The 14,433-nt window shown below is 39.0% G+C and carries 12 protein-coding genes; 5 read left to right on the top strand and 7 right to left on the bottom strand.

Annotated elements, in window-relative coordinates:
• Positions 1-5: 5 nt before the first annotated feature.
• From CUB63_RS02080 to CUB63_RS02070, 3 genes are read right to left on the bottom strand one after another with little or no spacing between them, the layout of a single operon-like run.
• Positions 6-1,967, bottom strand: a complete 1,962-nt coding sequence (locus tag CUB63_RS02080) for a DNA topoisomerase III (RefSeq protein ID WP_109847350.1) — start codon at positions 1,965-1,967, stop codon at positions 6-8.
• Positions 1,968-1,971: 4 nt separating this feature from the next.
• Positions 1,972-3,015 (bottom strand): selenide, water dikinase SelD, encoded by a 1,044-nt coding sequence (selD, locus tag CUB63_RS02075; RefSeq protein WP_109847349.1) that lies wholly within the window; start codon positions 3,013-3,015, stop codon positions 1,972-1,974.
• A gap of 16 nt (positions 3,016-3,031) precedes the next feature.
• Positions 3,032-3,583, bottom strand: coding sequence for an NAD(P)H nitroreductase (locus CUB63_RS02070; RefSeq protein ID WP_006536414.1), 552 nt, complete (start codon positions 3,581-3,583; stop codon positions 3,032-3,034).
• A gap of 533 nt (positions 3,584-4,116) precedes the next feature.
• Here CUB63_RS02070 and sppA point away from each other — a divergent pair.
• The 3 genes from sppA to pncA all read left to right on the top strand — a co-directional run bounded on the left by sppA (position 4,117) and on the right by pncA (position 7,907).
• Entirely contained in the window at positions 4,117-5,973 is a 1,857-nt protein-coding gene (gene sppA / locus CUB63_RS02065) for a signal peptide peptidase SppA (RefSeq protein WP_109847348.1), read from the top strand.
• Between the two features lie 244 nt (positions 5,974-6,217).
• Positions 6,218-7,240: an asparaginase gene (gene ansA / locus CUB63_RS02060; protein WP_109847347.1), complete on the top strand. Its 1,023-nt coding sequence runs from the start codon at positions 6,218-6,220 to the stop codon at positions 7,238-7,240.
• A 22-nt stretch (positions 7,241-7,262) separates the two neighbouring features.
• Complete coding sequence (gene pncA, locus CUB63_RS02055; RefSeq protein WP_006536409.1) at positions 7,263-7,907, top strand: bifunctional nicotinamidase/pyrazinamidase; 645 nt, start codon at positions 7,263-7,265, stop codon at positions 7,905-7,907.
• A 120-nt stretch (positions 7,908-8,027) separates the two neighbouring features.
• Here the strand turns inward: pncA and CUB63_RS02050 are convergent, their stop codons facing one another.
• Entirely contained in the window at positions 8,028-8,309 is a 282-nt protein-coding gene (locus tag CUB63_RS02050) for a YeaC family protein (protein ID WP_072064107.1), read from the bottom strand.
• An 80-nt stretch (positions 8,310-8,389) separates the two neighbouring features.
• On the bottom strand, positions 8,390-8,827 hold the full coding sequence (gene msrB, locus CUB63_RS02045; RefSeq protein WP_109847346.1) for a peptide-methionine (R)-S-oxide reductase MsrB: 438 nt from the start codon (positions 8,825-8,827) through the stop codon (positions 8,390-8,392).
• A gap of 343 nt (positions 8,828-9,170) precedes the next feature.
• Here msrB and gapA point away from each other — a divergent pair, with 343 nt between their 5' ends.
• Together gapA and CUB63_RS02030 are read left to right on the top strand one after the other, a co-directional pair.
• Positions 9,171-10,166, top strand: a complete 996-nt coding sequence (gene gapA, locus CUB63_RS02035; RefSeq protein WP_109400579.1) for a glyceraldehyde-3-phosphate dehydrogenase — start codon at positions 9,171-9,173, stop codon at positions 10,164-10,166.
• Positions 10,167-10,279: 113 nt separating this feature from the next.
• The gene (locus CUB63_RS02030; RefSeq protein ID WP_109847345.1) at positions 10,280-11,164 is read left to right on the top strand and encodes a D-hexose-6-phosphate mutarotase; all 885 of its coding nucleotides are present in this window, start codon (positions 10,280-10,282) and stop codon (positions 11,162-11,164) included.
• Positions 11,165-11,250: 86 nt separating this feature from the next.
• Here the strand turns inward: CUB63_RS02030 and CUB63_RS02025 are convergent, their stop codons facing one another.
• Together CUB63_RS02025 and hypF are read right to left on the bottom strand one after the other, a co-directional pair.
• The gene (locus CUB63_RS02025) at positions 11,251-12,003 is read right to left on the bottom strand and encodes a MipA/OmpV family protein (RefSeq protein WP_109400581.1); all 753 of its coding nucleotides are present in this window, start codon (positions 12,001-12,003) and stop codon (positions 11,251-11,253) included.
• A 94-nt stretch (positions 12,004-12,097) separates the two neighbouring features.
• Positions 12,098-14,401, bottom strand: coding sequence for a carbamoyltransferase HypF (gene hypF, locus CUB63_RS02020; RefSeq protein ID WP_109847344.1), 2,304 nt, complete (start codon positions 14,399-14,401; stop codon positions 12,098-12,100).
• Positions 14,402-14,433: the final 32 nt, after the last annotated feature.

Here is a 14,433-nt window from a genome sequence, read left to right as displayed (position 1 = left end):
TGTGCTTAACTCTCAGTCGTTGCGTCTTTACTCTGCGCTTTATTTTTTTTGGCGCTTGCTTTATGACTTCCTTTCGTTGCTGTCTTGCGCTTTTTGTTATGCGCCGGTGCAGGAAGATTTCTAAAAGCTTGAATATTCGGACGACGTTTTGCTTGAGTAATCAACTCTATCAAGGTGTTATTTAATGGCATCATAAAATCTTGATATTTAAATTGCTTTTCACTAATTTGCGTGAGTATCGATTCCCAGTGTGCGGTCATATCCGGTAAGGTTGCCATATCGGGCAATACATGAATTAATGCTCTACCGGCCGGCGTTGAATTAATGGCTCGCCCTTTTTTTTGCAAAAAACCGCGTTTAAATAATAGCTCAATAATCCCCGCCCTTGTCGCTTCAGTACCTAAGCCATCTGTTGCTCTTAGGATTTTCTTAAGTTCTTTATCTTGAACAAAGCGCGCAATTCCGGTCATAGCTGAAAGCAATGTTGCATCAGTAAAAGGCCTTGGGGGCTGCGTTTGCTTTTCAACAATTTCACCCTTTTCACACAGCAACTCATCACCTTTAGCCACTATTGGCAATGCAGAACCATCATTTTCAGCATCTTGCTCTTTCGCACCTAGTAATACTCGCCATCCTGATTGTGCTAAAAAACGTGCTTTAGCAATAAACTTGCCATTCTCAATATCAAGTTCAATAACGCATTTACGATAAACTGCATCAGGCATAAATTGCATTAGATATTGGCGAGCCACGAGATAATAAATATTTTTCTCATTTTCACTTAATGAGATATTACTCGTTTTTGCCGTTGGAATAATCGCATGGTGAGCATCAACTTTTTTATCATCCCAGCAACGATTCTTTTTATCAATATCTAGGGTCGCTTGCGGTAATAGGCTTGGATCATGTGTACTAATCGCATTAATAACAGCATGGCGACCAGCAAAATGTTCATCAGGTAAATAACGACTGTCAGAACGCGGATACGTGATCAGCTTATGTGTTTCATATAGGCGTTGGCATGTATCTAAAACTTGCTGTGCACTTAAACCAAAACGTTTTGCTGCTTCAATTTGTAATGCAGAAAGTGAAAAAGGAAGTGGTGCTATTTCAGATTCTTGCTTATCTTGATAATCCGTTACATACGCAGGTTTGTTTTTAATTCTCTCAACAACATGCTCTGCAAGTTTACGATTTAATAATCGCCCTTCTTCATCTTGCCAAGGTTCACAATGTTCACTTGGCTGCCAAATCGCAGTAAAGCGTTCATCAGCAGGTGTTACAACATGTGCTTTAACTTCAAAGAAATCCTTAGGAACGAAGTTTTCAATTTCTTCATCACGACGAACGACTAAGCCTAATACAGGCGTTTGTACACGCCCTACAGATAATACGCCTTGGTAACCATTGCGCTGGCCTAAGAGTGTATAGGCTCGCGTCATGTTGATACCATAAAGCCAGTCTGCTCTTGCTCGTGCCAAAGCAGATACACATAATGGTACAAATTCATGGTTATACCGTAGCTTATCAATAGCACGTGTCACAGCCGCGGGATTTAAGTCATTAATTAAGCAACGGCGTGCCTGTTTTCTTTGCTCTTCACTGATATTTAAATAGTTAAGCACTTCATCTACTAAAAGCTGACCTTCACGATCGGGGTCTCCCGCGTGGATCACTTCTTGTGCCTGCTTAAGCAGTGTTTTAATGGTTTCCAGCTGTTTCTTAACATCAGCTCGGGGTTTCAGTTGCCATTTTTCAGGAATAATGGGCAAATCATCTAACGACCAGCGGGCGTACCGCGGGTCGTATGCATCCGGCTCAGCTTGTTCAAGTAAGTGACCAACACACCACGTCACATACTGGTTATCACCACAAAGAATAAAGCCATCGCCCCGTTTATGAGGTTTTGGCAATACATCAGCAATAGCTCGAGCAAGGCTGGGTTTTTCTGCAATAAATAATCTCATTACGTTAGTTAATCACTTCAATCAACGCTTTTCCTGCCACTGGCTCAGTTAACTCACCGATAGAGGTTAGTTCAATATCAAAACGAGCCGCGACGTCTTTAACTTGTTCCACAGCTTCAGGTAATACTGCTAATAATAAGCCACCTGATGTTTGTGGATCACAGAGTAATTTGCGTTGCATTTCAGTGATCTCACCAATTAAATGACCATAACTTTCAAAGTTACGACTTGTACCACCCGGAACACAGCCTTGTTCAATATAAGACTCGACTTCTGGCAATCTTGGTACTTGTGAGAAGTGAATAGTCGCTTGTACACCAGAGCCATCACAGATTTCACTTAAGTGCCCTAATAAACCAAACCCTGTAACATCAGTCATTGCAGTGACACCATCAATATCAGAAAAATCAGAACCGGCTTTATTCATACGACACATAATTTCTGTCGCTAAACCTTGGTGTTCTGGTTTTAATAAACCTTTCTTCTCAGCAGTTGTTAATACACCGATACCCAAAGGTTTAGTTAAAAAAAGCTGACATCCTGCTTTAGCTTCACTGTTTTTCTTCACTTTACTCACAGGCACTACACCCGTTACGGCAAGACCAAAAATAGGTTCTGGCGCATCAATTGAGTGACCACCAGCTAATGAAATTCCTGCTTCTTGACAAGCAGCTCGACCACCTTCAATCACTTCACGTGCAATTTCCGGTGCCAGTTTATTAATTGGCCAACCTAAAATAGCAATCGCCATAATAGGTTTTCCACCCATTGCAAAAATATCGCTGATTGCATTTGTTGCAGCGATACGCCCAAAGTCATAAGGGTTATCAACAATTGGCATAAAAAAATCAGTGGTGCTGATAATACCTGTACCATTTCCTAAATCATAAACAGCGGCATCATCTTTAGTTTCATTACCAACAAGTAAATGAGGATCATGAAATTTAGCTTGTTCGCTGTGTAAAATGGTTTCTAAAACTTTTGGCGAGATTTTACAACCACAACCTGCACCATGACTGTATTGTGTTAAACGAATTGCTTCAGACATAACATGCCATCCTTTTTTAAAAATAAGTCACAAAATCAGTTAAGTCAGCAGGAGAAACCGTCATTGGTGCTTTTAAAGCTGGTGTACCTAAATAAAGGAAACCAATAATCTGGTCGTGTTCACCACAGCCAAGCCCTTCTCTTACAACTGCGTCATGAGTCCAAGAGCCTGAGCGCCAAATTCCCCCAAATCCTTGTGCAACAGCGGCCATTTGCATTGCTTGTACGCAACAACCTGCTGCAACAACTTGCTCCCATTCAGGCACTTTAGGATGATCTTTCACTTTCGCAATAACTGTGATGATCAATGGGGCACGAAAAGGTGCATTTTTTGCTTTTTCTTCAACCTCAGGGCCTAAATTACTCACAACCGCGGCTTTATGCAGTAATTGGCTAAAACGCTCAATACCTTCCTTTTGCATTACAACAAAATGCCAAGGCTTAAGTGCACCATGATCAGGCGCGCGCATACCAGCTTGTAAAATAGTATTGAGGGCTTCACTATCAGGGGCTGGTGTAGTCAGGCGGGAAGCTGAACGGCGGTTCAAAAGCAGTGTTAATGCATCCATTTTTATTCTCCTGTCAGCATTTTATTTTAGCAAGATCCCATTCTTATGGGGATGGACAGTTCTTATCAATTCGCAGTATAACAAACTGTTATATTACCACCATCCACAGATTTAGGCGGAAATTTTTCTAAAAGTCAGCGATGTGGTTATTTAATCGTAAATTATTGTTCATAAAATGATTAACATCAGCCTACTCCGTTAATTTAAGTCTATTTTTATCTTTAATTCGACGATTCTCATATTAGTTTGATGCCTTTTTGTGTGAATTTATTTAGCTATTTTTACGTAAAATAACTTTTTACTTAATAACATCTTAAGCAAAGAGTTATCATTCGAGGTTTCCTAAAAATCAATGACAGACATTCAATAAGAGCTATATTAGAATATTCCTTCATTGTTATTGCTATTCTCTCTATTGCTAACAACATTCTTTGTTTTAATAGTATGAGATTATGTGGATGTAACCTGCTTACCAATAATTCTAGCATGACTGTTTAGGATTAAATTTTAGCTTTACATGATGTGGAGATAATATGAATAAAATTATGGAGTTAATCGGCGTAATATTAAAATTCAGTTGGCAAGCCATTAACTTTATCAGGAAATTAATCTTAAACGTTATTTTCTTTTTCCTTCTCTTTATGGTTATTGGTATTTTCTTAATTAGTAAGGAAGCACAAAAACCAATGGATTATGAAGGCGCCCTTCTTGTTGACCTTAAAGGTGTCATTGTTGACCAAACTGCAACCCAAAATCCCTTAGGAGAAGTTGGACGTGAGCTTTTAGGCGTTTCTAGTAGTCAGCTTCAAGAAAATTCATTATTTGAAGTTGTCGACACGTTACGTCGAGCAACTCAAGATCCCAAAATTAAAGGTATGGTGCTTAAACTTGATGAATTTGCAGGCGCAGACCAGCCTTCGCTAAATTATATTGGTAAAGCACTTAATGAATTTAAAAAGACAGGCAAACCGATTTTTGCAGTAAGTGGCTATTACAGTCAACCACAGTATTATCTCGCTTCTTATGCAGATAAGATTTACCTCACTTCTCAAGGTGCCGTAGGCATTTATGGTTTTGGCTTTCAAAACCTCTATTACAAAACACTGTTAGAAAATTTAAAAGTTAGTACTCATATTTTCCGCGTAGGAACGTATAAATCCGCGGTTGAGCCATTAATGCGTAATGACATGTCTGCAGAATCACGGGAAGCTTCATTACGTTTAGTTAATTCACTATGGTCTACTTATTTAACCCAAGTTGCAGAAAACCGTAGCATTACCAAAGAAGATGTTTTCCCTGGTGCAAAAGAGATGATTGCACAGCTACGCAATGCAGATGGCGATAACGCAACTTATGCGCTAAATCGTAAATTAGTGGATTCTGTAAGCTCATACGCTCAATTTGAAGCAGATATGACAGAGACCTTCCAGTGGGATAAAGAAAACCAACAATTTAACAATATCAGCATTTATGATTATGCCGATACATTAACTTCATCATTACCTGCAAATGATGAAGGGAATATTGCCGTCGTCGTTGTTCAAGGAGCCATTATTGATGGTGAAAGTATCCCGGGTTCTGCAGGAGGGACAACTATTGCTAATCAAATTCGCCAAGCACGTTTAGATCCGAATATTAAGGCACTTGTATTACGTGTAAATAGCCCTGGAGGTAGTGTTTCTGCATCAGAGCAAATACGTAGTGAAGTTGCCGCCTTTAAACAACAGAAAAAACATGTGGTTGTTTCAATGGGAGGTTTAGCCGCATCAGGTGGATATTGGATCTCAACCCCTGCAAATAAGATTATTGCTAGCCCATCGACATTAACAGGCTCAATTGGCATCTTTGGCGTTATTAATACCTTTGAAAACAGCTTAGAGTCTATTGGTGTTTATACTGATGGCGTCACAACTTCACCCTTAGCCGGATTATCTGTCACAAATAAACTACCTGAAGAGTTTGCCGAACTTTTACAGTTAAATATCGAAAGTGGTTATAAAACGTTTATTCATTTAGTCGCAGAATCTCGTAAAAAAACGCCAGCTCAAATTGACCGTATTGCTCAAGGTCGAGTGTGGGTAGGAATAGATGCAAAGAATGTGGGTTTAGTTGATGAGTTTGGTGATTTTGATGATGCTATTGATGCTGCGGCTAAAATGGCAAAAATTGACCAGCCTGTTGTTGATTGGATGAAACCTGAATTAAGCCTGTCAGAGCAGATCATAATGAGTTTATCGTCTAATGCAAAAGCGCTCCTTCCTGATCCATTACAAGCGTATATACCTGCACCTGTTTTAAAAGAAGTTAAAACCCAGACAGAGTTTTATCGCAATATGAACGACCCGTTAAATCGCTATGCGTATTGTTTATCTTGTGGGGATATTCAATAATCTTTTCAGTCTCAACACCCACCCTTTCAAGGTGGGTGTTTTCTCTTTTATTTCTGACTTTATTTGGCATAATATGCTGGCGATTATTTTTCACTCATTCTTATCAATGATATTTTTAACGCGATGATTTAAAGCGGATATTCATTAATCTCTATTTTATTTTTTTAGCATCCTTTCCTTTTTTTATTCTGTAAACTCCCTATAATCAGATATTTCTCACAGCTGAATAAGAGTGCTTTGTCTGATGCAAAAAAAATCAATCTACGTTGTTTATACTGGCGGTACTATTGGTATGCAACATTCTGAACATGGCTATATTCCTGTATCAGGGCATTTACAACGCCAATTAGCTAAAATGCCAGAATTCCATCGTGAAGAGATGCCCGATTTTACAATCAAAGAGCACCTTCCTTTAATTGATTCATCAAATATCACCCCAGAAGATTGGCAATCTATCGCTGATGATATAAATGAAAATTATCACAACTATGATGGGTTCGTTATTCTTCATGGTACTGATACCATGGCATTTACCGCATCAGCACTCTCTTTTATGTTTGAGAATCTTAGCAAGCCTATTATCGTTATTGGCTCTCAAATTCCTTTAGAAGCCTTACGGTCTGATGGACAAACAAACCTATTAAATGCACTTTATCTCGCTGCACATCATCCAATTAATGAAGTAGCACTTTTCTTCAATAACACGTTGTATCGAGGAAACCGCACAGTAAAAGCACATGCTGATGGCTTTAATGCCTTCGCGTCACCGAATAGCGCACCATTGTTAGAAGCGGGCATTAATATTAAACAATTTAAAATTAACTCTTTTCCCAAAGGGAAAGGGGAATTTATTGCACATAATATTACGCCCCAGCCTATCGGTGTTGTCACGATTTATCCTGGCCTTTCAGATGTAGTAGTGAAAAATATTCTGATACAACCGGTGAAAGCCTTAATATTGCGCTCTTATGGTGTCGGTAATGCACCATCACACCCTGCTTTACTTTCTACACTGCGCGAAGCAACAGAGCGTGGCATTGTGGTTATTAATCTTACACAATGTATTTCTGGTCGAGTGAATATGGAAGGTTATGCAACAGGCCAAGCATTAGCGGAAGTCGGTGTTATTAGTGGTTATGATATGACATTTGAGGCGACATTAACTAAACTGCATTATCTCCTTAGCCAACAATATAATTACACTGAAATTTGTCGCTTAATGCAACAAAACCTTCGCGGTGAAATGACATTAAACGATAACGACTAAGCTTAATAAAAGGGCAACTTTAGTGAAAAACTCTGCGCTATTACTGGTTGATATACAAAACGATTTTTGTACAGGGGGAGCTTTAGCTGTTAACGAGAGTGAGAGGGTTATTCAAACAGCCAATCAGCTTATTAATGGTTTCAAGCAAACTAAAAGCCCGATTATTGCAAGTTTAGATTGGCATCCAGCCGATCATCTTAGCTTTGCTGAAAATTCAGGTACTGTTGTGGGAGAAATCGGTACACTTAATGGATTACCACAAGTTTGGTGGCCAGTTCATTGCGTACAACATTCTTATGGTGCTGCATTTCACCCTGAATTAAACCAAGCCTTAATTAATCATATTATTTATAAAGGGCAAAACCCCCTTATTGATAGTTATAGTGCTTTTTTTGATAACGACCATGAATATCAAACCGGCTTACACACACTTTTACAGACGCTCAATATAAAACATCTTTATATTTTAGGAATTGCTACAGATTACTGCGTCAAATTTACAGTGCTAGATGCGCTGTTATTAGGATATCAGGTCTCAGTCATTACAGACGGTTGTCGCGGTGTAAATATTCAAAATGACGATAGCGAAAAAGCACTGGAAGAGATGCGAGTGAAGGGTGCAATATTAATTGATTCAGCTCATTGGCTTAATCGTAATAATCAGTAGTTCAGTAGTCCAGTAGTTTCTTTATTTTTTATCTCATAAAATGAAAAAGGAGATACTATTAACCAACTTGGTTAATAAATATCCCCTTTTTATCTCTGTTCTATTCATTTAACACATTTTTTAGTCATCATCTATTGGCGTTAACGTTGCTAAACGTTCAGATTGAAACTGAGCTTTTAATTCTTGTTTGCTCTTCATGGTAATTTGTCCATTAGTGCCTACTGTCATATGCTCAGGTGTGTGGTTATTTTTCGCCTGCCATAATAAAACAATCTGCATACAATGCTCTTTTTGTTCAGCTGTCAATGCAACGCCATCAGGCCATTTACCTAGTTCAACTGCGGTTGAAATACGCTGATATATTTCGGGTGTTACCATCGAAATAAGTTCATTAACTTCCATTGATTGCTCCATAAGCTAAATAATCACTTGAAATAGCTGAATCGTTTTTTCAGTTGTTGTTATTTTGTTAACTCGCTAAATTAACCAGCTTGTTTTTCGCCTGTTTCACTATTCGTAAATGAAAGAGATGCTGAATTAACACAATAACGCTCCCCTGTTGGGGCAGGACCATCATTAAAAACATGACCTAAATGTGCATCACATTGTTGGCAACGGATCTCCGTTCTTTTCATATTATGAGAAAAATCATCAATATAGCGAATTGCACTATCACTAACAGGTTGATAAAAGCTAGGCCAACCACATCCTGCATCAAATTTGGTATCTGAATAAAACAAGGGAGCAGAACAACATAAACAGTGATAAATTCCTGTTTCGCGATTGTGTAATAATTTACCACTAAATGGGGGCTCTGTACCTTGTTGTTGCGTCACATAACGTTGCATTTCGTTGAGTGTTGATAAATCAAGGTGATTGTTATTACTTGAAATATTCACTTTCTTTTCATTATCTGCCATATAGACCTCTTGCCCAGAAAAATGCTTTTTAAAACAACAGTGAATAATAACAAAGATTTAACAACAAATCTGAAAAATATAGTCTAAAATCACTAAGAGTAATCTTTAGTTTTTGAAATGTGATGAGTTTCACATAACAGAGCAAAGGTAACTTCATTTATCGGCATTGATCCCGATAATACACAGCGTAACATTTGTCTAAAACGACCAATCTTTAAGCGAAAAGTGTTTTTTTAATTGATTTTTTGCAATTATTGACACGATTCCGCTTGACGATTGGCGCGGTTTTGGTAACTTTAGAATCAACTTTTTAATTCACTAAATTAAAGCTGGTGGAATACATATGACTATCAAAGTAGGTATTAATGGTTTTGGTCGTATCGGCCGCATCGTTTTCCGTGCTGCTCAAGAACGTTCAGATATCGAAATCGTAGGTATTAACGATCTGTTAGACGCAGACTACATGGCATACATGCTGAAATACGATTCAACTCATGGCCGTTTCAACGGTACTGTTGAAGTAAAAGATGGCCACCTCGTTGTTAATGGTAAAACCATCCGCGTAACTTCAGAAAAAGATCCAGCAAATCTGAAATGGAACGAAGTCGGTGCTGACGTTGTTGCAGAAGCAACTGGTCTGTTCTTAACTGATGAAACTGCTCGTAAACACATCCAAGCTGGTGCGAAAAAAGTTGTTCTGACTGGTCCATCAAAAGACAGCACTCCAATGTTCGTTATGGGCGTAAACCATAAATCATACGCAGGCCAAGACATCGTTTCTAACGCATCTTGTACTACTAACTGCTTAGCGCCTTTAGCTAAAGTTATCAACGACAACTTCGGTATCGTTGAAGGTCTGATGACTACTGTTCACGCAACAACTGCAACTCAACGTACTGTTGATGGCCCATCTTCAAAAGACTGGCGTGGTGGTCGTGGTGCTTCTCAAAACATCATCCCATCATCAACTGGTGCAGCTAAAGCTGTAGGTAAAGTTATTCCTGAGCTGAACGGCAAATTGACTGGTATGTCTTTCCGTGTTCCTACTCCTAACGTTTCTGTTGTTGACCTGACTGCACGTCTGGAAAAACCAGCAACTTACGCTCAAATCTGTGACGCTATCAAAGCAGCAGCTGAAGGCGAACTAAAAGGCGTTCTGGGTTACACTGAAGATGCAGTTGTTTCAACAGACTTCAATGGTGAAGTTCTGACTTCAGTATTTGATGCTAAAGCAGGTATCGCTCTGAACGATAACTTTGTTAAATTAGTTGCTTGGTACGATAACGAAGTTGGTTATTCAAACAAAGTTCTGGATCTGATTTCTCACATCTCTAAATAATTAGAGTTTAGAAAGTCACGATTTCTTTTAGAGCCACCTTTCGGTGGCTCTTTTATTTTCTAGCCAGTCAGTTTATTGTATTGAAATAGTCAGTGACATAAGGTCATAAGATAATGAATGAGAAAATTTTTTCTTTGCCGATTATTGAACAAATATCACCTTACTTAAGTCGTCGGCAATTAGGCGAGCTTTCTATCCTTGTTATTTCACACCCTAAAGTACGCGCAGCTATCAGTCTTCAAGGCGCGCATTTAATTGCTTGGCAACCCGCACAAGAACATCCTGTGTTTTGGGTAAGCGAAGCTTCTCTCTTCACTCCTGGCGTTGCCATTCGTGGCGGTATTCCTATTTGCTGGCCTTGGTTTGCTTCAGCAGGTACACCAAGTCATGGATTTGCGCGAATTATTCCTTGGGAATTTAGTGCCCATACAGAACAAGATGATGGTGTTCTCATCACTATGACATTAAAAGAGAGCCAGCAGACACAAAAATATTGGCCTCATCCCTTTACTGTTATTGCTCGTTTTAAATTAGGAGCAACCTGTGAGGTTGAATTAGAATCTTATGGTGATTATGAAGCGACAGCTGCCCTTCACTCTTATTTTAATGTGAGTGACATTGATAATGTATCTGTAACCGGCCTAGGAAGCCACTACATTGACACAGTGGCAGATAAAGAGGTTTACACTGATGAAACCTCATTGCGCTTTAATGGGCGCACTGACAGGCTTTATACCGAGCCTGAGGATTTTAACCTTATACATGATGATGGTTGGGATCGCACAATTGAAGTTCATCATTATCATCATAGTGATGTGGTTTGTTGGAACCCCGGCGCAGAGCTTGCAAGTTCAATGAAAGATATGAGTGCAGGTGGCTATCGTAAAATGGCTTGTGTAGAAACTGCTCGTATTCACCAACCATTAAAACCAGATAACGTTCATCCTGGTCGTTTATCTCTGGTAGTTCGTGTTCGTAAAGATATAGCCGAAAAATAAATTATTACTGGTATCTTACACAATAAAAAGCTTCGAGTTTAATCGAAGCTTTTTTATCATTGCAAATCTTACTAAATTTTAGTGAGTTAGAATGTGTAAGTCACACCAGTCCACATAATTGCAGTCACAGATTTATTCACCATAGGACTGTCTTTCACTTCACTTGGTAAATGGTCAATACGTCCCATCGCAAAGAAATTCCATTTTTCTGCAAATTTATAGTTAGCAGAGATTTCAAAATAAGGTCTCCAACTATCATTTGGCGTATATTCTGCTAAACCACTGCGTTGTGATTCTGCGTGGCTAATTCCATAAGCATAACGGTTTTGCTTTTTGTTTTCCCAGACAACACCCGCACCTGGTTGTAAAGACCAATTACCAAATTTGAAAGGATATAAATAAGCAGCGTCAGCAATAATACCGTTACTTTTACCTAGCATATCACCCGATACAATTGCTCTTAAGCTACCCCATGATTCATGATGTTTATAAGTAAAGCCACCCATCATTGTGTCACGACGACGATTCAATTTTTTCATTTGCTCGTCGTCACTATCGCTTGGTTTATAAGCTTGAGGGTAATAATGTAAATCAACAGAAAGTTGATCTTTAGGGGTGTTCCACAAGTAATACCCTGCGGCTAATGTCGCAAAATAGAAATTTTCTGATTGGTAGTTAACTTGTGGCACGGGTAATAAATAATCTTTTGATTTAGCCCCTTTATAAGGCGTGACTTGCGCTAAGACCGAGCCACCAATTGACCATTCTCCAGCAAATGCTGCTGGTGCGCTAAGTCCTGCAATAACGGCTAAAGAAATGATAATCTTCTTATTACTCACGATGATTTTCCATATTGTCATTAATAAAGTAGCAACCAAAAACCAATTTCAGTCACAATTAACTAAAACCAATATTATTTTACCTATAATTATTTTAGTTTTGCACTAGATGTGTAGCAATCAGTGCTTGCCCTAATGCAATACCACCGTCTCCAACGGGTAACATCATAGGGGTTAGTACTTTTTTATTGTTTAATTTTTTCTTAAACATATGTTTGAGTAATGTGTTATTTAACACACCACCCGTAAGTACAACAGTATCAATCTGATGTTCATCGGCATATTGCAATGCGATATTGCCTAAACTTTCAGCTAATAAATAATGAAATAGCCATGCCTTTTCACTAACATTAAGCTTTATACTTTCCCATTGCGACCAAAAAACGCCCAAATCAAGCACACTATTTTTTACAGGCATCAAATGCCCATATCGCTCAATTATTTCTGACTGTTTTTCTTTATGACATGCTAATGCAGCAGTTTGTAGATAACAGGCTGCTTCACCTTCCCAGCTTATTTCTTTAGGAGCTAATCCTAATGATGCCGAAACTGCATCAAAAAAACGGCCACAAGAAGAAGCTTTAGGTGAGTTTAAGCCACGTTCTAATGCCTTATTTAATATATGTAAATCATGGTTAGGCATCATTTGGGTGATAACACTACCTTGCCAATTCTTAGAAAAAGTAGCTAAATGTGCGAACCAGTTTCGCCAAGGTTGAATAGAGGCAAGATTACCTCCGGGCATCGCAACAGCAGGAAGTCCACCAATCCGCTCTGATCTTTTATAGTCCACCAGCAGACATTCTCCTCCCCATAACGTACCATCTTGCCCAAAACCTAATCCATCAAGAGCAATACCAATGACCGCACCTTGTCGCTGGGTATGACCATGTTCAGCAAGGCAAGAAACAATATGTGCATGATGATGAGAGACTTCAATAACAGGAATATTTTGCTCTTGAGCAAACTGCTTACCCAACTGATGGCTGATGTAGTTAGGATGTGCATCTATTGCAATAGCTTTAGGTGTAAACCGATAAATCTGTTGGAAAAGAGTCAACGATTTTACCAACTGTTGTCTCACGCTTAAATCATCAAGATCTCCTAAATGAGGCCCCATAATCGCTTGATGTTGGCGTAATAAACAAAATACATTTTTGAGATCGCCCCCCATGGCAAGCACTGAGGGTTGTGGTTCAAAATCGTCAGGTAATGAAATAGCATCAGGAACATAACCACGAGAGCGTCTGATCATAACGCTCTGTTTACCCTCAATGCGAACTAATGAATCATCAGCCCTTTGTATGATTTCTCTGTTATGCATTAAGAATAAGTCCGCAATGTCTTTCAATTGCGTTAAGGCCTCTTCGTTACTTAATGCCGGTGTATGACCAGAAGCATTTCCTGATGTCATAACAAGAGGAATATTCGTACCACGCGCTAATAAATGTTGTAAAGGATTGGCTGGCAACATTACCCCTATTTCAGTTAATCCTGGCGCAATAAGATCCGCAAGTTTAGGGACAACAATTTTAGGGACTAATACAATTGGGGAAGCAGTGCTTTGTAATGTTTGAATAGCTGTTGGAAGAAAATCTGGATCTTGCTTATTTGCTTTGATTTGATCAATACCTGTGATCATCACAGCTAATGGCTTCGCAGGTCGGTATTTGCGTTCACGCAATAATGCAACACTCTCATTATTACGTGCATCACACACTAAATGAAAACCACCAATACCTTTAACTGCAATAATCTTTCCAGCAAGTAACGCTTCACAGGCTTGAGTTAATGCATGCTCTTTTGTCGCTAATTCTTTACCCTGATTATCTGCAAGCCAGATATGGGGGCCGCATACAGGACATGCATTAGGCTGAGCATGAAACCGTCTATCGGCAGGATCTTCATATTCGCGTTTACATTCAGGACAGAATGGGAATTCAGCCATTGAAGTAAAAGGCCTGTCATAAGGCATTTTTTTTATGATAGTAAAACGAGGACCGCAATGTGTGCAGTTAATAAATGGATAATGATAACGACGATTTTGTGGATCAAACAATTCATCAATACAAGCTTGGCAAGTCGTTGCATCTGGAACAACTTGTGTATCCATTTCGCCACCACCGCTTTTTACAATAATAAACTCAGTAGGTAGCTGCTCCCATTGATAGGGTGATTCTTCTATACGTTCAATGTGTGCTAATGGTGGGCACTCTGCTTTTAATGCTTCTATAAAGAGTGAATTTTTAGGGGAAAGCGTTAAATGCACTAATACACCCAAACTATCATTGCTTACTTGCCCTAATAAACCAAAACGATGGGCTAATTGCCAAACAAATGGGCGGAACCCAACGCCTTGAACCTTTCCTTTCACACGCAATGTAATGCCGTTACTCATAGGATCACCAAATCAAAATAAATTTAAGCTTA

This window comes from Proteus penneri (assembly GCF_003144535.1).
GTDB classification, from domain to species: domain Bacteria; phylum Pseudomonadota; class Gammaproteobacteria; order Enterobacterales; family Enterobacteriaceae; genus Proteus; species Proteus penneri.
The sequence above is the reverse complement of the archived record's forward strand: the minus strand, read 5'-3'. Positions and strand labels throughout refer to the sequence as shown.

Excerpts from the sequence above, each read along its gene's own strand:
- CUB63_RS02080 (WP_109847350.1), bottom strand. The coding sequence starts at position 1,967 with ATGAGATTATTTATTGCAGAAAAACCCAGCCTTGCTCGAGCTATTGCT.
- selD (WP_109847349.1), bottom strand. The coding sequence starts at position 3,015 with ATGTCTGAAGCAATTCGTTTAACACAATACAGTCATGGTGCAGGTTGT.
- CUB63_RS02070 (WP_006536414.1), bottom strand. The coding sequence starts at position 3,583 with ATGGATGCATTAACACTGCTTTTGAACCGCCGTTCAGCTTCCCGCCTG.
- sppA (WP_109847348.1), top strand. The coding sequence starts at position 4,117 with ATGAATAAAATTATGGAGTTAATCGGCGTAATATTAAAATTCAGTTGG.
- ansA (WP_109847347.1), top strand. The coding sequence starts at position 6,218 with ATGCAAAAAAAATCAATCTACGTTGTTTATACTGGCGGTACTATTGGT.
- CUB63_RS02050 (WP_072064107.1), bottom strand. The coding sequence starts at position 8,309 with ATGGAAGTTAATGAACTTATTTCGATGGTAACACCCGAAATATATCAG.
- msrB (WP_109847346.1), bottom strand. The coding sequence starts at position 8,827 with ATGGCAGATAATGAAAAGAAAGTGAATATTTCAAGTAATAACAATCAC.
- gapA (WP_109400579.1), top strand. The coding sequence starts at position 9,171 with ATGACTATCAAAGTAGGTATTAATGGTTTTGGTCGTATCGGCCGCATC.
- CUB63_RS02030 (WP_109847345.1), top strand. The coding sequence starts at position 10,280 with ATGAATGAGAAAATTTTTTCTTTGCCGATTATTGAACAAATATCACCT.
- hypF (WP_109847344.1), bottom strand. The coding sequence starts at position 14,401 with ATGAGTAACGGCATTACATTGCGTGTGAAAGGAAAGGTTCAAGGCGTT.